The organism is Candidatus Binatus sp. (genome assembly GCF_030646925.1).
Classification (GTDB): domain Bacteria; phylum Desulfobacterota; class Binatia; order Binatales; family Binataceae; genus Binatus.
In genome coordinates this window covers 1-20,012 of the sequence record NZ_JAUSKL010000048.1, presented here as the reverse complement: position 1 = coordinate 20,012, position 20,012 = coordinate 1, and the positions used below count along the sequence as shown (strand labels likewise).

Annotated in this window: 17 protein-coding genes; 5 read left to right on the top strand and 12 right to left on the bottom strand. The window is 61.6% G+C overall.

Annotation, left to right across the window (positions count from 1 at the left end):
• Positions 1-22: 22 nt before the first annotated feature.
• On the bottom strand, positions 23-934 hold the full coding sequence (locus Q7S58_RS08065) for a glutathione S-transferase family protein (RefSeq protein WP_304823211.1): 912 nt from the start codon (positions 932-934) through the stop codon (positions 23-25).
• 127 nt (positions 935-1,061) lie between these two features.
• Here Q7S58_RS08065 and Q7S58_RS08060 point away from each other — a divergent pair, with 127 nt between their 5' ends.
• A complete protein-coding gene (locus Q7S58_RS08060; protein ID WP_304823209.1) occupies positions 1,062-1,715 on the top strand; it encodes a nitroreductase family protein in 654 nt (217 codons plus the stop codon).
• Positions 1,716-1,763: 48 nt separating this feature from the next.
• Here Q7S58_RS08060 and Q7S58_RS08055 read toward each other — a convergent pair whose 3' ends face one another.
• Both Q7S58_RS08055 and Q7S58_RS08050 read right to left on the bottom strand, forming a co-directional pair.
• The gene (locus Q7S58_RS08055) at positions 1,764-1,976 is read right to left on the bottom strand and encodes an acetyl-CoA carboxylase biotin carboxyl carrier protein subunit (RefSeq protein WP_304823206.1); all 213 of its coding nucleotides are present in this window, start codon (positions 1,974-1,976) and stop codon (positions 1,764-1,766) included.
• 59 nt (positions 1,977-2,035) lie between these two features.
• Positions 2,036-3,592: an acyl-CoA carboxylase subunit beta gene (locus Q7S58_RS08050; protein ID WP_304823203.1), complete on the bottom strand. Its 1,557-nt coding sequence runs from the start codon at positions 3,590-3,592 to the stop codon at positions 2,036-2,038.
• A gap of 177 nt (positions 3,593-3,769) precedes the next feature.
• Between Q7S58_RS08050 and Q7S58_RS08045 the strand changes: the two genes are divergently transcribed.
• Both Q7S58_RS08045 and Q7S58_RS08040 read left to right on the top strand, forming a co-directional pair.
• Positions 3,770-5,167, top strand: a complete 1,398-nt coding sequence (locus Q7S58_RS08045) for an FAD-binding oxidoreductase (RefSeq protein ID WP_304823199.1) — start codon at positions 3,770-3,772, stop codon at positions 5,165-5,167.
• A gap of 19 nt (positions 5,168-5,186) precedes the next feature.
• Positions 5,187-5,924 carry an SDR family oxidoreductase gene (locus Q7S58_RS08040; protein ID WP_304823196.1) on the top strand — a complete coding sequence of 246 codons (738 nt, stop codon included), beginning with the start codon at positions 5,187-5,189 and terminating at the stop codon, positions 5,922-5,924.
• A gap of 28 nt (positions 5,925-5,952) precedes the next feature.
• Here the strand turns inward: Q7S58_RS08040 and Q7S58_RS08035 are convergent, their stop codons facing one another.
• Positions 5,953-6,477 (bottom strand): acetyl-CoA carboxylase biotin carboxyl carrier protein subunit, encoded by a 525-nt coding sequence (locus Q7S58_RS08035; protein ID WP_304823193.1) that lies wholly within the window; start codon positions 6,475-6,477, stop codon positions 5,953-5,955.
• Complete coding sequence (locus Q7S58_RS08030; RefSeq protein ID WP_304823190.1) at positions 6,474-7,976, bottom strand: acetyl/propionyl/methylcrotonyl-CoA carboxylase subunit alpha; 1,503 nt, start codon at positions 7,974-7,976, stop codon at positions 6,474-6,476. The genes Q7S58_RS08035 and Q7S58_RS08030 overlap by 4 nt, the downstream gene beginning before the upstream one ends.
• 47 nt (positions 7,977-8,023) lie before the next feature.
• Between Q7S58_RS08030 and Q7S58_RS08025 the strand changes: the two genes are divergently transcribed.
• Together Q7S58_RS08025 and Q7S58_RS08020 are read left to right on the top strand one after the other, a co-directional pair.
• Positions 8,024-8,533 (top strand): MaoC family dehydratase, encoded by a 510-nt coding sequence (locus Q7S58_RS08025; RefSeq protein ID WP_370655483.1) that lies wholly within the window; start codon positions 8,024-8,026, stop codon positions 8,531-8,533.
• Between the two features lie 104 nt (positions 8,534-8,637).
• Positions 8,638-9,069 carry a cupin domain-containing protein gene (locus Q7S58_RS08020; RefSeq protein ID WP_304823184.1) on the top strand — a complete coding sequence of 144 codons (432 nt, stop codon included), beginning with the start codon at positions 8,638-8,640 and terminating at the stop codon, positions 9,067-9,069.
• 92 nt (positions 9,070-9,161) lie between these two features.
• Here Q7S58_RS08020 and Q7S58_RS08015 read toward each other — a convergent pair whose 3' ends face one another.
• From Q7S58_RS08015 to Q7S58_RS07985, 7 genes are all read right to left on the bottom strand, one after another.
• Positions 9,162-11,009, bottom strand: coding sequence for a choice-of-anchor Q domain-containing protein (locus Q7S58_RS08015; protein ID WP_304823181.1), 1,848 nt, complete (start codon positions 11,007-11,009; stop codon positions 9,162-9,164).
• 151 nt (positions 11,010-11,160) lie between these two features.
• Positions 11,161-14,496 (bottom strand): AAA family ATPase, encoded by a 3,336-nt coding sequence (locus tag Q7S58_RS08010; protein WP_304823178.1) that lies wholly within the window; start codon positions 14,494-14,496, stop codon positions 11,161-11,163.
• A 314-nt stretch (positions 14,497-14,810) separates the two neighbouring features.
• Positions 14,811-16,304 (bottom strand): mechanosensitive ion channel family protein, encoded by a 1,494-nt coding sequence (locus Q7S58_RS08005; RefSeq protein WP_304823175.1) that lies wholly within the window; start codon positions 16,302-16,304, stop codon positions 14,811-14,813.
• Between the two features lie 3 nt (positions 16,305-16,307).
• Entirely contained in the window at positions 16,308-17,480 is a 1,173-nt protein-coding gene (locus Q7S58_RS08000) for a hypothetical protein (protein ID WP_304823172.1), read from the bottom strand.
• Between the two features lie 45 nt (positions 17,481-17,525).
• Positions 17,526-18,149, bottom strand: coding sequence for a non-canonical purine NTP pyrophosphatase (locus tag Q7S58_RS07995; protein WP_304823169.1), 624 nt, complete (start codon positions 18,147-18,149; stop codon positions 17,526-17,528).
• 5 nt (positions 18,150-18,154) lie between these two features.
• On the bottom strand, positions 18,155-19,321 hold the full coding sequence (locus Q7S58_RS07990; protein ID WP_304823165.1) for a D-alanine--D-alanine ligase family protein: 1,167 nt from the start codon (positions 19,319-19,321) through the stop codon (positions 18,155-18,157).
• A gap of 111 nt (positions 19,322-19,432) precedes the next feature.
• The coding region (locus Q7S58_RS07985) for an IMP dehydrogenase (protein ID WP_304823162.1) at positions 19,433-20,012 on the bottom strand (580 nt) is incomplete at its 5' end.

Here is a 20,012-nt window from a genome sequence, read left to right as displayed (position 1 = left end):
AGTCCACACTATGGCTCGGTCGTCACACTGACGCGAGCCGAAATCCAATCTTGGGAAAGTGATTGACGATTTTCCCCAGCTCGCGATCTTCGCGCTCGATTGCCACTTCGTGAATCGTGCTAACTACCAGTCGTCCAGCCACCGGATCGAAGGCATAATCGTCCGCCGTCACCGATACCATCGCGCCCGCCGCGAGCGTGTCAGGATCTGACGGCTGGACATCGACTGCGGTCGCCGGCGACGATTCGCGGGCGATCTTGAGTGCGTCGTCGGGTTCCATCGGCTTCACGTCGCCGTAGCCCATCGCATCGATTCGCTCGAACCATCGCATCAGATGCTTGAACTTCTGCGCGTGCGAGAATGCCGTCGGCTCAGCGCGGAGGAACCACACCGGATGAAAGCACGCCGCGTCGGCGAGGCTGAACGAATTGCCGAGCAGGAAGGTACTGCGCGCCAGTTGCCGATCGAGGATATCGAGAAAGGCGCGCAACTGAGTTCGCGCGTCGGGCGCCATCAGGGTGATCTCGGCGAAATTCGCGCCGCGCATCATCTTCGAGCGATCCTCGATGAACTCCTTCGGCACGACGGCGGCGAGCTTCTCGAAAATCACCGGGGTGGTGGACCAGAACATCCGCCGATCCGCCCATTGATTCATGATGTCGGCCGCGGCCTCCAGGCCGTCGGGATAGATCGTCGGCGCGGGAAACATTTCCTCGATCTTCTTCAAGATGATACCCGAGTCGCACCAAACGTCGGCGCCGATTTGCATCACCGGGATGCGCCGATAGCCGCCGGTCAGCGGAATCAGCTTCGGTTTCGGCATGATTGTCGGCTGCTCGACGGAGCGCCAACTGATCTTCTTGAGCGCGAAGATCTTGCGGATTTTTTCGGAGAAGGGCGAGTTCACGTATTGATGCAGAATTACTTCGGCCACGATTTCCTCCGGCAACAATCGATGACGCGATCGTACCTTCTTAGCGCATCGCTGAAGCGCGTTGGAAGTAGAAAAAGCAGCAGCGCGCAAATTCCGCATCGGCCGCGAAACCTGATAGATTCGGGTCATGTTCGGACATCACGAATTCGATCTTTACGAGGCGATTTACACCACCCGCTCGATGCGCCGGCTGAAGCCCGATCCGGTGCCGCCGGCGACGATCGTAAAAGTGATCGAGGCCGCGACGATGGGTCCGAGCGGGCACAATCGCCAGCCGTGGTTTTTTGTCGTCGTGACCGAGCGCGAGACCAGGGAGTTTGTCGCAGTTCGCTATCGCCAAGCGTGGGAGCAGATTTTCACGCCAGTCGAGCGCGAGGTCGTCGCCAACGATCCGCAAAGCCAGCGCGGACGAAACCTGCGCTCGGCGAAATACCTGGCCGAGCATATCGCCGATGCGCCGGTGATGATTTTCTGCTGCGTGAAGCGATACACCGATCGCGCGCGCGCGGGGCAACCGATGGTCGGCGCGATTTATCCGGCGATTCAGAACTTGTGCCTCGCCGCGCGCGGCTACGGTCTTGGCACTTCGATCACGGGTTTGCATTCGATGTATGGCGATGAGATCGATGCGCGGCTCGGCGTGCCGCCGGAGTACGTGAACCTGATCCTGATTCCGATGGGCTATCCGAAGGGCCGCTGGGCCCGGCCGGATCGCAAGCCGGCGCGGCAGGTCACGTTCTGGGAAAAATGGGGCAATCGCCGCGACACGATGCCCGAATGAATCGGCAACTTCGATCGACCACAGGCTGAAGCCTGTGCCACAAGTTCGCTACGATTCGAGCACGGCGAGCACGGAGTGGCGCTGAATCTGATCGCCAATCTTGAACCTGAAGTCCTTGATGCGCCCCGCTCCCGGCGACTTGATCGGTATCTCGACCTTCATCGACTCGATCACCATCACTTCGTCGCCCCGCGCGACTTGGCAACCCGCTTCGACGGTCAATCTTAGAACTTTCCCCACCGCAGGGCTTTTGATATCCATCGCGATCTTTCTTTTTCCTCCTGGCGCCTTCGTGCCTTGGTGGTGAATGCCTGGTCTTTCTACGGGCGCATCGTGCGCGATCGAATCCCCAGTTGCGTCGGCACGATCTCGTATGCCTGATGCACCCATTCGACCAGCAGCGGCCGGGTGTCGCGCGGATCGATCATCTCCTCGATGCCGAATGCCTCCGCCGTGCGAATCGGCGAGCGCACCGCATTGAATTTCTCTTCGAGCTCGCGCCGCAGTTTTTCCGGATCGGACGACGCCGCGAGATCGCGCTTGTAGGCCGCCTCGATACCGCCCTCAATTGGCAGCGATCCCCAGTCCGCCGACGGCCATGCGTAGCGGAGATTCAACCCGGTCGTGATTCCATGCCCCGCGCCTGCGATGCCGAATGCCTTGCGCACCATGATTGCGACCCACGGCGTGGTCGTCTGGAAGAGCGCGTACAGCGCGCGCACGCCGCGCTTGATGGTGCCCGACATCTCGGCCTCGCGCCCGATCAGGAAGCCCGGCTGGTCCACGAAATTCACCACCGGCAGATGAAACGTGTCGCAAAGATCGATAAACTTGACCATCTTGTCCGAGGCCGGACCGTCGAGCGATCCGCCGATGTTGTATGGATCGTTCGCCATCACGCCAATCGGATAGCCGTCGAGACGCGCGAAGCCCGTGATCAGCGACGGCCCGAAATACGGCGTCATCTCGAAGAACGAATCGCGATCCATCACCAGCTCGACAATTCGCCGCCCGTCGTAACCGTGGCGTCGATTGCGCGGGACAATGCTGATTAGCTCCTCTTCGCGCCGGCCTGGGTCGTCGTCCGGCGTCGCGCGCGGCGGCACTTGCCAAACGCTCTGCGGCAGATACGACAAGAATTTTCGAATCTGCTGAAACGCGTCCTCCTCGGTCTCGGCTTCGTTATCGACCGCGCCGCTGTTGTGCGCGTGGATTTCGGAACCGCCCAATTCCTCTTTGGTCAGATCTTCGCCGACGCCCCACTTCACCACCGGCGGACCCGCAACGAATAGCTGGCTCGAGCCGCGCACCATCACGGAAAAATGCGACGCCGCAACGCGCGCCGCGCCGAGCCCCGCCACCGATCCCATGCATCCTGCGACGACTGGCACTTCCGCCGTCAGCTTCACCAGCACGTCGAACGCGGGATTGGCGGGCACGTAGGTTCGCCGCGTGGTCTCGAACGTGCGCACGCTGCCGCCGCCGCCAGTCCCATCGACCAGCCGAATTATCGGCAAATGCAATTCGTGCGCGATCAACTCCGCATAGCCCTGCTTGTTGCCGATCGACGCATCGGCAGCGCCACCGCGAACCGTGAAATCGTCGCCGCCGACCACCACGCGCCGCCCGTTTATCCGGCCGGTGCCGCCGACGAAGTTAGCCGGCAAGAACGACACAAGCGTCTGTCCTTCGTATTTTGGCGCGCCCGCCAGCGCCCCGTATTCGTGAAACGTCCCGGGATCGAGCAGCTTCGCGATGCGCTCGCGGACCGTGAGCTTGCCGCCGTCATGCTGGCGCTTGATGTTGTCGGGGCCGCCCATCCCTTTCGCGATTTCCTCGCGGCGGCGGATTTCTTCGACTTCTTTTTCCCAGGACATGCGTTTTCGAACCTCCAGCGATCTCTCTTCCTATAGACCACGCAAGTGATTTCCACAAAACCCGCGCCGCAGATACGCGCGAGCCAAGCGAGCGCTGCCAGATGGCGCCGTTCCGCGCGCCCGCGCTTCCTGTTAGCTTCAATTGTTGCGCGTGCTTCGCGCGCAGTTGTCGAGCCGATGGCCGCAGTCACCTCGCGAATCGCTACCGCCGCCGCACTCAAGCCGCGTCACGCGATGCTCAGCGGATGGGGCCGTTTTCCCTTGTCCGAGAGCGATATCTATCGACCCGAGAAAATCGCCGAACTGCAGACGCTGGTCACGGGCAATGGATTGTCGCTGATCGCGCGCGGCGCCGGGCGCGCGTACGGCGATGCCGCGCAGAACGATCAGAATCGCGTCGCGGACATCCAGCGGCTCAATCGGATGCTGTCGTTCGAGCCTGAAAGCGCGCTGCTCCGATGCGAGGCGGGCGTCACGATCGCAGAGATTATCGACGTGTTCCTGCCGCGCGGATATTTTCCGCCGGTAACGCCGGGCACGCGTTTCGTCACGCTCGGCGGATCGATTGCGGCCGACGTGCACGGCAAGAATCATCATCGCGATTCGTCGCTCGCGTCGCACGTGACCAATTTCGATCTAATGCTCGCGACCGGCGAAATCCTTAGATGCTCGCGCGAGGAACATTCCGATCTGTTCTGGGCGACCGTCGGTGGGATGGGACTGACCGGCGTGATCGTCGAAGTCGAGCTTCGCTTGCGGCCGGTCGAGAGCGCGTACTTCAACGGCGAACTGATTCGCGCGCGCAATATCGACGCGGCGATCGAGGCCTTCGAGCGCACCGATTCGGAGTACGGCTATTCGGTCGCGTGGATCGATTGCGCAATCGGTAAAAATTCGCTCGGCCGCTCGGTGCTGAACGTCGGCAACTTTGCGACGCTCGATACGCTGCCCGACAATCTCGCGCAGGACCCGTTCAGCGTGACGCCGCCTATCATCCCGAGCGTGCCGTTCGATCTGCCGGGCTGGACGCTGAATGCGCTGACGGTGAAGGCGTTCAACGCCGTCTATTATATGTTTCATCGCGATACGCGCGCGCGGACGATTTTCGATTGGCAAAGTTTTTTCTATCCGCTCGACTCGATTCGGAGCTGGAACCGGATTTACGGCAAGCGCGGCTTCGTGCAGTACCAATGCGTGTGGCCGCTCGCGGAGAGCCGCGCAGGGTTGATCGAGTTGCTCGAGGCGATCAGCAGAAGCCGCCGCGCGTCGTTTCTCGCCGTCTTAAAAAAATTCGGCGCGCAGGAGGGGATGCTTTCCTTCCCGATGCCCGGGTACACGCTCGCGCTCGATTTCCCGGTGAACGACACACTGCTCGAATTTCTCGACACGCTCGACGCGATGGTGCTGAAGCGCGGCGGCCGCGTCTATCTGGCCAAGGACGCGCGGATGCGGCCTGAAACGTTCCGCGCGATGTATCCGAATTTTCCGCGATGGCAACAGGCGAAGGCGCTGGCCGATCCCGACAACCGTTTTTCATCGAGCCTGTCGCGCCGCCTCGCGATGGATCCCGCCTGAATCGGCGGACTGATTCGCAATGTCGAAAGTTCTGATTCTCGGCGCAACCAGCCCGATCGCGCGCGCTCTCGCGCTGCGGTTCGCGGCAGAAGGAGCGCAGCTTTTCCTTGCCGCTCGCGACACCGGCGAAGTCGAGCGAGTCGCGCGCGATGTCAGCGTCCGCGCCGGCGTTCCAGCGCTCTCGGGCTCCTTCGACGCGGCGGACTTCGCGCATCACGAGGACTTCATCCGCGACGCCGCCAGCAGGCTCGGCGGCCTCGACGGCGTGATCGTGTGCTTCGGCACGCTGGGCGATGAAGCCTCGGCGCAAACCGATCCGGCGGCGGCGCTCGCGACGGTGCATGAGAATTTCACCGGCGCGGTATCGCTGATGACGATCGCGGCGCGCCATCTGGAGCAACAGCACAGTGGATTCATGATCGTGATCGGCTCGGTCGCGGGCGATCGCGGGCGCGCGCGCAACTACGTGTACGGATCGGCGAAAGGCGCGCTCGCGCTGTTTACCCAGGGGCTTCGCGGACGTCTCGCGAAGGCGGGCGTGCACGTGATGACGGTCAAACTCGGCACCGTGGACACGCGGATGACGTGGGGCCGCGATGGAACGATGCTCACCGTGCCGCCGATTCGGGCGGCCAACTCGATCTACACGGCGTTTCGCGGCGGCGGCGAGGTCGTGTACGTGCCGTGGTACTGGCGCGCGATCATGGGTGCGGTGCAATTGATTCCCGAGCGGCGCTTCAAGCGCCTCACCTTTTAGGAATCGCCGACAATTCGCGAAGCTGCGGTCAGGCCTGTGCGGCGGCATCGGCCGCGGGCGGACTGAGTTCGATCAGGACCGCGCCGTGATCGACCATCTCGCCAATCGCGACGCGCACCCGCTTGACGATCGCGGCGCTCTCGGCGCTAAGCGTGGTTTCCATTTTCATCGCCTCGATCACGACCAGCGGTTGTCCGGCTTCGACCGCGTCGCCCTCTTCGACCATCAGCTTCAGAACTTTGCCAGGCATCGGAGCCGTGATTTCCGGCGCGGCGAGTCCGCGCGCGTGACGCCGCGCACCGCTTTCGGCGGGCTTGAACTCGAACGACGCGGGACCGACGCCGACGATGATCGATTCTTTGCGGCGCGCGCCGGAAATCGCGTAGCGGCGGCCGTCGATCGTGAGCGTGCCCCTCAAGACGCCAGCGTTTGCATCGGCAAGGAACTCGGCGGCAACTTCGCGATCGCCGATGCGCGCGCGCAGCGTGGAGCCATCGCGCGAAATCAGCTCGACGTCGTGACTATGAGGATCGCCGTCGCGCTTCAGCTTCACGCTCGCGACCTCCAGAGTTCGAAGCCGCGCAACTCCGCCCATGGCGAGCGATTAGTCGCGGCGGCGCGATCGCCATTGGCATTCGGTGCGGCGCCGGCGTGATCGCGCTCGGCCGTGATCGCGGCGGCGAGCAGACCGGCAATCACGTCCGCTTCGCACGGATGCCAACTACTAAAATGCTCATCGACAAAATGAGTCGAGAGATCGGCGCTGCGAAACGGCTCGCTCGCGACGATGTCGCGGAGAAAGCTCGCGTTGTTCGCGACGCCGAGCAATTCGAAGTCGTTCAGCGCCGCAAGCATCCGTCGGCGCGCCTCTTCGCGGTCGGCGCCAAAGCATACGAGCTTGCCGAGCAGGCCGTCGTAGTACGGCGAAATCACAGCGCCGGGCGCGAGATGAGAATCGAAGCGCACGCCCGGTCCGGCGGGAACTCGCAGATGAAGCACGGTGCCGGTCGCGGGACGAAAATCATGCTCGGGATCTTCGGCATTGAGGCGGCATTCGATCGCGGCGCCGCGCGGCGCAGGCGGCGCGGCGACGTTGCCGCCCGACGCAATCCGCAATTGCTCGCAAACCAGATCGATACCGAAGCGTTCCTCGGTGATCGGATGCTCGACCTGCAGGCGCGCGTTGACTTCGAGGAAATAAAAATTCGCGCCCTCGACCAGGAACTCGATGGTGCCGGCGTTGCTGTAACGCGAGGCGCGCGCGAGGCGGAGCGCGGCGTCGATCATCGCGGCGCGCGTCTGCTCCGAGATTCCCGGCGACGGCGACTCCTCGATAATCTTCTGATAGCGGCGCTGGATCGAGCATTCGCGCTCGCCGAGCGCGACCACGTTGCCGTGCTCGTCGCCGAGGATTTGAATTTCGACGTGGCGCGGATGCGCGAGATATTTCTCGACGAAGAGCCGCCCGTCGCCGAACGCGGCGAGCGCCTCACGCGCGGCTGCTTCGAGGCTGGCTTCAAGCTGTGCGGCCTCGTGCACGATGCGCATCCCGCGTCCGCCGCCGCCGGCCGCGGCCTTCACCAGAATCGGATAACTGACGCGGTCGGCGAAATCGCGCGCCGCGGAAAGCTCGGCGGTCTCGATTCCCGGCACCACGGGCACGCCCGCCTCGATCGCGATTCGCCGCGCGGCAACCTTGTCGCCGAGCGCCGCCATCACGTCCGGATGCGGTCCCACGAAGATGATTCCGGCCTCGGCCGCGGCGCGCGCGAACTCCGGACGCTCGGACAGGAATCCGTAGCCAGGATGAATCGCGTCGGCGCCGGTCTGGCGCGCCGCATTCAAAATCGCGGCGATATCGAGATAGCTCTTCGACGCTTCGGCGGGACCGATCAGCATCGATTCGTCAGCGGCGGCGACGTGGGTGCTGTTCGCGTCGGCGGCTGAATATACGGCGACCGTCTTGAGGCCGAAGATGCGGGCGCTGCGGATTATCCTGCAGGCGATTTCGCCGCGATTCGCGATCAAGAGCTTGGTCAGTTGGGGTTTCATCGGAGCCAAAACATTTACCACATGGAGGCGCGACATAAAGCGCGCGGGTGCAATTGCAAACGGCGCGCGCTTCGGATAATCCGCTGATACGCCGACGCGCGCGTCGATTTATGAATCGCTATTTTGAAGATTTCTCGGCGGGCCAGATTTTCAAGCATTGGCCGGGCCGCACTATCACCGAGTTCGACAATACGTGGTTCACGCTGATGACGATGAACACCAATCCGGTGCACTTCGACGCGGCGTATGCGGCGACGACTCAGCATGGACAGAGGCTCGTCAACGGGTTGCTGTTGCTGGCGACGGTGGTCGGGATGAGCGTGAAGGACGTGAGCGAGAGCGCGATCGCGAACCTCGAGTACGAGCGCGTGCGGCATACCGGGCCGACGTTTGCGGGCGACACGCTATACGCGGAGACCACGGTGCTCGAGACGACGGCGTCGAAATCGAAGAGCGATCGCGGCGTGATCTACGTCGAGACGCGGGGCCTGAATCAGCGCGGCGAACAGATCATGATCCTGCGCCGCCGCATCCTGGTTCCGCGCCGCCCCAGTTGAGCGTCGTTGGCTATGTGATATCCGCGCCGTTTTGCTAAAGGGTGGGAATAGGAACGGGTTTGACGAAGCAGCCCAGCCATCAGCGTCAGAATGCGGAGGCCATCATGGCGACCAAAGACTTTGAGGTGCAGCAACTGTTCAGGGCGTATCGCAACGGGGTGATTTCACAAGAACTCTTTGCGCGGCAAATGGATGAACTCGTAGGGGCCGGGGACGGACATGATGCCGTTCCGAACGTCTTTGCACTGCGCGGCGACGGCGCGAAGATGTCCCAGGGGCGGCTGGGCAAGACCGCACAGAGCGAGTCGATGGTATTTACGCTTCCTGCAAACTTCGGCAGTGACCATGAGAACTCTCATCGCGGCGACCAGCTAATCTATGTAATCGAAGGAAAGGCCACCTGCCGCGTCTCGGGCAAGGAATGTGAGATCAAAGCGGGCGACTTCGTTACGATTCCAGCCGGCGCGCCTCACACGCTGCGGACCGGTGCCGAGAAGTTGTTCGCTCTGACGGTGTTCGCCCCGCCGGAACGCTAAGCCCCAGGACGCCGAAACCTCTCGCAGGTGGAGTTTACTCTTAGGTTCGGTCATAGGTGGCGGCTCCGGGCGGAGCCGCCACCTGCTTCATTTTACTTCAATTGGAAGAGCGCCGAGTGCGAAGTAGGATCGCCGCTGACAGTGAATTGTAGAGCGAACGTCCCAGCAGGATAGCCGCTAGTGCTCAAATTAAAAATGTATTCGGGCCCGGTGATGAATCTAAAATCATAGTCGGGATTCGCATTGCCTGAATCGGCAAGCGTTTGCGATGCGCTATTGGAGACCATGATGACGCCAGTCGCATGCAGCACGATCGAAGACGCAGACTTGTTCGATCCTGTCACATCGCAAATTTCGAGCTTGATTGGTACGGTTGAACCAATTTTCTTTGAATGAGAGGTGTCGTAATCCGTACATATGTTGTACGCGACGTTGTAGTTGACGCTCTGCGACACCGAATTGCTGTGGCTGTCCGTAGCATTCACGGTGAACGTCTTGGCACCCACCGACACGGTATCGATCGTCGCGCCGTCCGCGACGGGACCGGCGCAAAGCGAAACTGCGTCATCGGGATCGGTGCAGGTGTACGACGCTGCGACTGATTGGTTCAGCACATAGGTAGTGGCTGTCGGCGCCACAATCGAAATTGCCGGCGGGGTTGCGTCAGCCAACGTGGAGCCGTACTCGTATGCGCCAACATCGCATGCATTGTGACCCGGCGCCGGTCTAGGCAGGCCGCGCTGATCGGTGGCGGGGCAATTCGCAAGGGGTATAGCGTCGATGGCAGGACTACCCGCCTGAAGTGCGATCGTCTGGGTCGGCCCGCCGTTGTTCTGCAATCCGCTCGGATCGAGCACCGGCGGGACATGGTCTCCCAGCGTCTGCCCGTTGGCACCTGTGGGGCTGCCAAAATTGCACGAGTTATCATCCGAAATGCTGTAACCGTCGTCAGCGATTGCCGATCCGTCGCTCTGACAGTTTCCGTTAGAGCTGTTGGCCAGAATGGATTTGCTTAGATTGAACGTACCGAAGAAGTTGTAGATGCCGCGGTTGCCTAACAGAGTGCTACTGGTGAGAGTCACCAAGGCACCGCTATCGAAGACGGCGCCGCCGCCAGCCGCATCATTGTTTACCAAGGTGCTGTTAGAGATCGTTGCCGTAGCACCGTTGTGCACGCCGAGAGAAAACAAACCATTGTAGATGCCGCCGCCCCAGAACGCCGAATTGCCCGAAAAGGTGCTGTTCGTGACGGTTAGTGTGCCGGTATTAGCGATGCCTCCGCCAACCGAGTTGGTGGCGGTATTGCCGGAGAAAGTGCTGTTGGTGACGGTCAGGGTGCCGGTGCTGAATATGCCGCCACCAGACAAGTTCGGTGAGATCGAATTGTTGGAGAGGGTGCTGTTGCTCACCGAGAGCGTGCCGCTGTTGGAGATTCCGCCGCCATTCGATGCTGAAAAACCGTGGGCGACTGTCAGGGTCTCCAGGTTGAGCGCAGCACCGGAATTGACCACTAGCACCTGGTAAGAATCGTTGCCGCTGACGGTGATGTTTTGTGCAGCGCCGTCAATCGTGACTGTGTGCAGGATAGTCGGCAGCGCGCTGCCGACCAGGGTGATCGTGCCGGTGACGCTGAAGTTGAAGTTGATGGTGTCGTCGCCGGTACCGCTAAGACAGTCCCCGTTGGTCATTTCTGAAGCATTATTCGCGTTGTTGATAGCTTCACGGAGGCTGCAGGAGCCGTCAGCGGAGGTGCTCGCGTCGCTGAGCGTGTTGACAGTCAACGTGTTCGCAAATGCGATTCTTGGCAGCGCGATTAGCGCGAATAGAATCGCGATCACTCTCAATAGAATCTTCGGTGAGTGCCTCGATCGTTCGCTGAACGACAGGATCGCTGCGGGCGCAAATACGGTGCGTAGGAAGCGCGGCTCTGATGTTCGCATCTTTGTTTCTCCCCTCGAGGTCGATTGGTGCGCATCGGGCGCACTGGTCCTTCTGCTGAATAGGGTGGGAAAAAAGAAGGAACAATGGGAAATCGGAAGGAACAAATGCCGCGATGCGGCAAATTCGCTAACTAGCGGTCATCAAAACAGATTAGAATTGCCAGGAAATCGGGCGGTCGGGATCGGGCTGATAGGCGCAGAAGTTACCGGTGACGATCGCGGCCGCAAAATAACGCCCCAACGCGGGATGCTCGCGGCGGATTTTCTGCAAAACCGAGCGGATATTCTTGCCGACCAGCCCGCGAGCACGTTCCACGCTACCCGACGCTGTGCGAGCACGTCCGCCAAGTCCCAATGATGCTGCGAGTTCCCGGCCGACCACCTCGACCTCGTTGCGCAGGCGTTCGGAGCGTCCGAGGTCGTTCATTTGGTCTGATTCTTCCAGTTCGGCATCCAGGTCACGCAGTCTGGTGCGGTATTCGGACCGCGCTCGAGTATCGATCGATGGGCCCGGACCGCCGATATCGCGAACGATTTTCAAACCTTCGGACTCGGCGTGAATCGTCGTCCGTCGGTTGGCTGCGCTGCCTTCAACCGCTTCGATCAGGTCATGGACGTGGATGCGCTGGCCCGGTCGCGCGAGCAGGTAGGCGATGTAACGTAGGCCTTTCGCGTCTTTCAGCCGGAAGGTGCTGCCATCATAGTTGATCGTCCAGAACTCTCCTTCCCTTCGGAAGGTCGCCAATCTAGCTGAGGCGGCGAGCTCGCGCGCTTTCGAATCAGAGGCGAACGAGTGTCTTTTCGCTTCAACGCGATCGATCCACCGCTGCCCCCCGCCATGGCGCTGGTATATCTCGATGGCGGCGTCAAATTTTTCGTTCGCGTCAGAGTATTCGCCAGCCGTATTCAATGCTGCGCCCCAGTGGTACAGGGTGTCAGCCTCATCCCATGATAGGGTGTATCGGTTGGCGTTCTTTATCGCTTTTTCGAAGTGAATCGCGAAGTCACGGCCTTTTGCCGCGGCGAACGCTCCTTCAGCGCGCGCGACGGGACCGCCCAGACCTAGCCAGTCTTCGCCTTGTTCGGCAATCGCCCGGCATACGTCGAGATGCTGAAGTGCCTCCTCAGGCTGACCCGCCTCAATTGCAATCAAAGCTGCTTGCGGACGATTACAAATCTCCCAGTAAAGATCGCTGGGCTGGTAGGCACGCAGCGTTTGTCGGAGAAACTCGGCAGCTCCTTGGAAATCTCCGGAGACGAATTGGATACGAAACAAGGCCGAGAGACTGTCCGCCTCGTCCCAGCGGTGGCCGGTTTTCCGTGCCCATTCCAACATTGTCCGGTGCATTTCTATAGCGGCTTCCCAATGTCCTTCCCGGAGCGCTATCTCGCTCCGAAAGCTCGGCATAACTCTATGCTCACCAGATATCTTCTTCGCTCGAGAGAGTTCTCCGGCCAGGAGTTCGGTAATTGCGAGAAACTCAAAGTTGAACTCGCGTTGTTGCGGGGAAAGGCCCTTTCTCTCCATGCCTATCGTAAAGAATCGTTTCGCTTCGATTGGATCGTGCAGCACAAGTCGACACCAACCGGCGTGCCACATGGCAGACCAAAAACTCTCTGGATCGACAGTTCCTTGCACGGCCGCCGTGACTTCGTCGAGAACGACGCCGGCCTCATTAAGCCTCCCTTTTATAATGAGAAGCCGAGCGTTTGATGATGCGGCCGTAACCCAAGACGGATTGAAAGATTGCTCCCATATTTGCCGCGCCTGCTTAGAAACCGCTACGGCTTCCTCGATTCGATTCGCTTGAAAGAGACATATTGCCAAGCCATGATGAAGCATCCCATCGATTTCAGGATCCGACCATTCTCCCTTCCAAGCCTGTGCCTGACGAAAATGCTCCAAGGCCCGTGGCACGTCCATTCCGGGGGCGAAATCAGCCTGAGCAGTTAGAGCTTGGCCGATAAACGCATTCGTTTCGGCCAGCTTCTCCTCCATTTTCAATTCACTGTAAAGACTGAGAGCTGCTTCGAGGCATGCGATACCTTCAGCCGGATCAAGGTAAAAAGCGGTGACCTTCCCAAGGCTCAAGAGAATAGCAGCTCTGCGCGCGTCGTTTTGACCTTCGCTCAAAGCTAGGGCCTCGCGAAGATGCCCGGCGCAGACCGTATACGAGAAAACGGCAAAGGCCGCACCGGCAGCGCGACGGCTGTATTTGATCGCCTTCTCCGATACGCCTCCTAGGCGGAAGTGATATGCCAGCTCGGCGACGTGAGGACGCAAATCTTTCGCGTGGATCTCTTCGATCGCCTCCGCAATCTTCCCGTGTATTCGGCCCCGGCTGTCGGTATCAAGATCGTCGTACACCGCTGAGCGAATCAGCGCGTGACTGAATCGGTAACGACCTTGACTGAGCGCCGTCACGATGCCGGCGCGTGATGCTTCATCCAACAGGCGATGCGCCTCACCGGCGGAAACATCGGCTACGTTCTGGCAAAGATTGAGTTCGAACTCATTTCCGATCGAGGCCGCCGCCGACAGAATCCAATTCGCCTCCGGCGATAGATCAGCCAGGCGACGACGAATCGCCTCCCGCACACCGATCGGAATCTTGAACGGACGACCCGGCACGCCGGCGGAGTCGATCGCACCCTCTGCGATCAGGATCCGAACGATTCCATCGAGAAACAGCGGGTTTCCATTGGTGGCAGCGCAAAGTTTGGTGACCAACGCATCGTCCGGCGTTTGTCCAGCCCCGAACTGGACAAACCTCTTCACCTCGGTCTGGCTCAGGCCACTCATCGGAATCGGACGCGCTTCGCGGCTCAGCTCTCCGATTAGTTTGCTCAAGCTTTGCGAGCGCCGCACCTCCGCGTCGCGATACGTCGCCACGAGCATTATCGCCGCGCCTTTGAGCTCACGCGCCATAAAACGCAGCAACGCCAGCGACGCCTCGTCGGCGTCATGCAAATCGTCGAGCACGATAAGCATCGGACGCGAGCGCGCACCCATTTTCAGGAAGTTGGTAACTGCGTCGAACAGGCGAAAGCGCGCCTCGTTTGGATCGAGGTTTTCAGTAACTAAAGGACGAGGGCTCGACTTAGCGTGGCGGAGGTCGGGAACGATCTGGGCCACCTGGTGGATGATGTCGGAGGCGATTTCTGACTCCAAAACGAGTTTACGCCGTTCGGGGTCAAGCCCGCCGAGGAAGCTGCGGATTACCTGAATCCACGGCCAGTACGCAGGCGCGCCACCACCCTCCCAGCATCGGCCCCATAGAATCTGCATGCCCCGCGCCTTTGCTCGCGACGCGAGCTCGTCGGCCAGCCGCGTCTTTCCGATTCCGGGTTCGCCATGGATCAGGAACAGATGCGTGTCGCTATCGGCGCCCGACTCGCAAGCCGACACGAGCTCCGCCAGCTCGCGCTCCCGCCCGACGAAACTATTAGACCCTACATGGCCTTGTTCGATGAGTGACTCGTCCACGCTACGAGCTTCTAGTGGTCAATGCGCATCTTAGTCGCATTATGGGTTTAGAAGATGCCGAAATATAGTCAAAACCTCAGAATAGCGTCTATAGCGAGCCGATCCGGCTGATAGCTTCCGCCGCAAATCCCTCAGACAATCGAGTTTCCCCGATTCCCGGCTCGCCGCTCGACAGAAGGACGCGACCGACGCCGTCAAGCGCGCTGCCGAGGCCGTCGCGGAGCGCGCTCAGCTCCACGACTTTTCCAACCTGAGATCCGAGTATGGTAACGCTTCCGGCGGAGAGGCGAGCCGTTGAGTCGCGTCGATGCGTGTCAGAGGTCGAAGAGTTCGCGCATCTTGGCGACGAGCCATCGATGGGCGCCGCCGCGGCCGCCGTCGTGGCTGCCTTCGGCGAGCTTTTTGAGACGGTCTTCCATGCGCGCGGCGACGATCTCGCTGATTTGGGTGGCGGCCTCGGGATGCTCCTTGAAGAGGCGGCGCAAGCCTTCGCGATCCATCTCGATCACTTCGACGTCGGAGGCGGCGCGGATGTCGGCGGTGCGCGGCTCGCCGGTCATCAAGGTGCCCTCGCCGAAGTAATTGGTGGCGGTCAACTGCGCGAGGAGACGGGAGTTACCGTCGGGCGTGTGAGCGATTACGTCAACCACGCCGCTCCGAATGATGTATAAGGTCTCGCCTTGATCGCCTTGCCGGACGAGCATTTCGCCGGCGCCGAATTGGCGGACCGCGATGGTCGGCAAGAGGACGCGCAACTCTTCATCGGGCAAACCTTTCAGGAACTCGACCTGGCGCAATTCGCTTATCAGTTCGCGCTCGAGCATCTGGTCGCGCTGCTCGACGCCGTCGCCAGGCTGCATCTTGATGGTGCGAATCGGGAAGGGAATTTCGATCGAATGGCGGCGCAGCGCGTACCAGAGATTTGAAACGACGCGATCGCGAACGAGTTCCTGGGTGCCGTAGTCGGAGATCCAATACTTGATTCGGTACTTGATCGCGGAGTCGCCATACTCCCACGCGAGCACTTCGGGCAGCGGGGTGTGCAACACTTGCGGGACGTCGCGCAGCAGCGCCATCACGACGTCGCGGACGCGATTGGGCGGCACGCTGTAGCTGATTCCCACCGCGACTTCGTCGGCCACGGCGCCGGTCGAGTAGTTGTGGAGCACATCCTTGGCGATCATCGAGTTCGGAATTTCGAGGCGCTCGTTGGCGCGGGTCATGATGATGGTCGAGCGCCAGTTGGTGCCGCGGAGCCGCCCGATATTCGCGCCGCTGCGAACCCAATCGCCCGGTTCGAACGGATGGCTCATCTGGAGCGTGAGGCCGCTGAAGATATTGCCGAGAGTTTCCTGCAGCGCGAAGCCGAGCACCGCGGCGAGCACGGTGGTGGTGCCGAGGATGGTAAACGGCTCGACGCCGAAGTCGGTATAGAGCACCGCCAGCGCGACGACGACCCATCCGCCGAACATCAGCAGGTCTTTGAGGATGGTGGAGAAGTGGGCCTTGCCGCGGCGCATCGCGGCTTCGACGCCTTCGACCACGAGCCGAATGATCGCGAACAGGAACAGCACGTAGGCGGCGGTGGCGACCTTCTGAGCGATCGCGGTGTCGAAGAAATGTGAGAGCGCGTCGATCCAGATGCTGCCGGCGAGCAGCATGAAAGTGGTCGGCGTGACGGCGCGGCGGCCGCGGCGGAGCGCGATCGCGCCGAGCAGGGCAAAGACGATAAGCACGGCCTCGCAGATAACGCGGAGCTGATGAGGCATCCACGACAAGCCGAGCATCGTTTGTAGCTGCGTGGTCATCGATTAGATGCCGGCCGCCTGACGGATTTCATCGAGCAGCTTCGCGGCATCGAAATACTCGGCGGCGATTTCGCGCGCGGCGCGTGCGTGGCGCGGATAATCCGAGTTGATGATGCGGATCGCGTCGACGGCTTCGTCGGCGGTATCGAAGCCCAGCAGCCCAATGCCGGTCGGGATCGTTTTCTCAAAGCCGGTGCGCTGGGTGACGACGGGGCGGCCGGCGGCGAGATAGCATACGGTGCGATCGCTGAACCATCCGGTGCGCGGGCGCACGTAAATATCCTTGGCGACGGTGAACTCGCCGCGCGAGGCGCTGATGTAGTTGCGGTAGCCGTCGATATCGAGCGACATCGGCACGACGGGCGTGAAGGTGAAGCCGCCGCGAAGTGCGCGATCGTAGTCGGGGCCCGAGGTGAGATCGCTCGCGAGTTCGATCGGCTGCGACGCGCGATTCGCGACCTCGAGCATCTTGCGGAAATTCACATCCTTGGACCAGTAGTAAGTCTCGCCGGCGATCTCGAAATCGTTGCCGCGATTCTGCCAGGTTCCGACGGTGGTGAAGCGCGGCGGCTCGGCGGGGCCGACGCCGGGACGCCATTCGTCGAGCGCCACGGGCGGCCGGGTAGGGCGCCAATCGATACCGCCGGTTGGAAGAAGGCAATCGGGCGCGCCGATGTTGTAGCCGTAGGTGAAAAAAAGCTGATGCGCGCGCGCGAAACTGACGGCAGACGGCATCTTGCGCCCGAGTTCCAACTGCAGCACGCCGGGATCGGTCTCGAGCATCACGAGGCAGCGGCTTTTGCGATGCTCGTCGCGCGGCTCGGTCGCGCCGCACAGATTGATCACGGCGTCGGCGTCGCGCAGAAGTTCGACGCATCGCTCGCGCGGCATCCCGAGGTAGTCGTTGCGCACCGAATCGAAAAACGACCAGCGATCGCCGAAGCCGTAGCGATCGAGCACGGCGGCAAGCGATTTCAGGACCGTGGTGGGATCGGCGTTGGGCGCTCCGAGGTTCGGATCGTAAACGTAGGCGCCGTGATCCTCGATATAGTAAACGTCGAGGCCGAGCTGGCGGAATCCGATCAGATGATGAAGCAGTTGCCAGATGACTCCGGCGAACGGATAGCGCGCCGCGAGATGGAGTACGACGATTTTGCCCTTGCGCGTGTTTTTCACTTCTGCGCGATGATAGTAGTTCGCTCGTCTGCTCGATAATAGGCGTCAGGACGCGAGTCTAGCCAGCCGCTCAAGCTCGGGCCATAGCTGCTTGAGAGCGATGCGGCGCTGGCTGAGTTGCGCTTCTTCGCGGTCGCCAAGTTCGCCCAGGTAGCGGTTGCGTTCGGGGAGGACGAGGACGGCGCGGTAGGGGAAGCCCGGGCGGATTTCGGGATAGGCGCGCTCGGCAATGACGCCTTCAATCGCAGCCTCGGCGATGCGTTCGCGAATTTCGCCGCCGTCGGAAAAGATCAATGCGAGGACAGCGCGGATGCGCGCGGTGCGTTGTGCGGTCTCGACGCCTCGCATCCGCCGGATGACTTCATCCACCAGCGCGCGATCGCTGTTGTCGCCGTGGGGGAGCCATCGATGCGATCTGACGCCGGGCTCTCCGCCCAGCGCGTCGATTTCGAGGCCGCCGTCGTCGGCCAGGGTGGCGATACCCGCGCGCTCGAAATAGAAGCGCGCCTTGACCAGCGCGTTCTCCGCGAAGGTCGCGCCGGACTCCTCGGGAGCGTCGGTGATTCGAAGATCGCGGAGCGAGACGGGCTCGAGCGGCAATTCGCGCAGTAGCAGCCGATACTCGGCGAGTTTCGCGGGATTGGTAGTTGCGATCAGCAGGCGGACCATCGCAGTCAATGGCGCGGGCTGTAGGTGATTTTCAGCGAGGCGCGCGCGCGATGCTCTTCGAGTGCGAGTTCAATCAAGCGGTCGATTAATTTCGGCAGCGGGATGCCCGACGCCTCCCACAGCTTCGGATACATGCTGATGGCGGTGAAGCCGGGAATCGTGTTGACCTCGTTAACGTAGAGTTGCTTCAAGTCGCGCGTCGCGAGGAAATCGACGCGGGCCATCCCGCGGAGCGAGAGCGCCTTGAAGGCAGCGATCGCGATCGCGCGCACCTTGGTGATCGTCGCGCGCGGCAAGTCGGCGGGAATGCGAGTCTCGGAGCCGCCAGGATCGACGTACTTCGATTCGTAGGAGTAGAAATCGTGCCCGCCCTTGACGATCACCTCGCCCGGGATCGAGGCCTCGGGACGATCGTTGCCGAGCACGGCGCATTCGAGTTCGCGGCCTTCGCACGACGCTTCGATCAGCGCCTTGAGATCGTACAGGAAGGCGTCGTCGAGCGCAGCTTTGAGTTCGGCGGCGCGCTTTACTTTGCTGATGCCGATCGAGGAGCCGAGCGCGTTGGGCTTGACGAAAACGGGGAAACCCAACTTGCGCGCGTAGCGGGCGGCGAGCGCCGGATGCTCGCGATAATCGGCGCGATCGATCGAAAAATAGAGGACCACTGGCACGCCGGCGTCGCGGAGCAGCCGCTTCTGGGCGTCCTTGTCCATCCCGAGCGCGGAGCCGAGCACGCCCGCGCCGACGTAGGGAATCCCAGCGAGTTCGAGCAATCCCTGCACGGTGCCATCTTCGCCGTAGGCGCCGTGCAGGACCGGAAAGACTACATCGAGCGGCGTGCGAATCGCGTCGGAGGGAATCGGCGCGCGATCGTGATTTTGATTCGCGGAGACTGCGACCAGCGAGCGATCGGAATCGGGATGCGGCAGCAGATTCACTTGCGTGCCGCCGACGGTGAGTGCGGCGAGATGCGGCGTCTTTTCGGCGAGGACTTTGAGCGCGTCGTGCTCGAGATACCAGCGGCCGTCGCGGCCAATTCCGATCGGCACGATCTCGTAGCGCTTCGGATCCATCGCGGACATCACGGTGAGTGCGGAGCGCAGCGAAATCTCGTGCTCACTCGAGCGTCCTCCGAAGAGCACGCCAACTCTGATTCGTTTATTTCGGGCCATCGTGAACGCATCAATATGAGATGCGCGATGGCGAAGATTCTGACACGGCGCGTGCGCAGGTTCGAGCGATCGCGAACTCGCGGCGCAACTACCGCGAACTATTGCCGCGAATTATTGCCGATAGTTGGGCGCTTCCTTGGTGATGAAGACGTCGTGGACGTGGCTCTCGCGCATCCCGGCGTCGCTGACCTTGACAAAGCGCGCGCGACGGCGGAGTTCGAGCAGATTCGCGGCGCCGAGGTAGCCCATGCCGGATTGGAGGCCGCCGACCAACTGCTCGATGTTCGATGCGAGCGAGCCGCGATGCGGCACGCGGCCCTCGATCCCCTCGGGCACATGCTTGCCCTCATTGAGTTGGCCGTAGCGATCGCCGGTGCGCTCGTTCATCGCGCCGATCGAGCCCATCCCGCGATACAATTTGTATGTACGGCCCTGATAGAGAATCGTCTCGCCCGGGCTCTCCTCGGTACCGGCGAACAGCGAACCGATCATCACGCTGGTCGCGCCGGCGGCGAGCGCCTTGGTGATGTCGCCGGAAAAGCGCACGCCGCCATCGGCGATGACCGGGATTTTGCGCGGCTCCGCGACGGCGACTGTATCCATGATGGCGGTGATTTGCGGCACGCCGACGCCGGATACGACGCGAGTCGTGCAGATCGAGCCGGGACCCATGCCGACGCGGAGCGCGTCG

What these genes read in the sequence shown, in the direction of transcription:
- Q7S58_RS08005 (WP_304823175.1), bottom strand. Translation starts at nt 16,304, where the DNA reads ATGACCACGCAGCTACAAACGATGCTCGGCTTGTCGTGGATGCCTCAT.
- Q7S58_RS08015 (WP_304823181.1), bottom strand. Translation starts at nt 11,009, where the DNA reads ATGCGAACATCAGAGCCGCGCTTCCTACGCACCGTATTTGCGCCCGCA.
- Q7S58_RS07995 (WP_304823169.1), bottom strand. Translation starts at nt 18,149, where the DNA reads ATGGTCCGCCTGCTGATCGCAACTACCAATCCCGCGAAACTCGCCGAG.
- Q7S58_RS08030 (WP_304823190.1), bottom strand. Translation starts at nt 7,976, where the DNA reads ATGAAACCCCAACTGACCAAGCTCTTGATCGCGAATCGCGGCGAAATC.
- Q7S58_RS08045 (WP_304823199.1), top strand. Translation starts at nt 3,770, where the DNA reads ATGGCCGCAGTCACCTCGCGAATCGCTACCGCCGCCGCACTCAAGCCG.
- Q7S58_RS08050 (WP_304823203.1), bottom strand. Translation starts at nt 3,592, where the DNA reads ATGTCCTGGGAAAAAGAAGTCGAAGAAATCCGCCGCCGCGAGGAAATC.
- Q7S58_RS08055 (WP_304823206.1), bottom strand. Translation starts at nt 1,976, where the DNA reads ATGGATATCAAAAGCCCTGCGGTGGGGAAAGTTCTAAGATTGACCGTC.
- Q7S58_RS08060 (WP_304823209.1), top strand. Translation starts at nt 1,062, where the DNA reads ATGTTCGGACATCACGAATTCGATCTTTACGAGGCGATTTACACCACC.
- Q7S58_RS08040 (WP_304823196.1), top strand. Translation starts at nt 5,187, where the DNA reads ATGTCGAAAGTTCTGATTCTCGGCGCAACCAGCCCGATCGCGCGCGCT.
- Q7S58_RS07990 (WP_304823165.1), bottom strand. Translation starts at nt 19,321, where the DNA reads ATGGCCCGAAATAAACGAATCAGAGTTGGCGTGCTCTTCGGAGGACGC.
- Q7S58_RS08020 (WP_304823184.1), top strand. Translation starts at nt 8,638, where the DNA reads ATGGCGACCAAAGACTTTGAGGTGCAGCAACTGTTCAGGGCGTATCGC.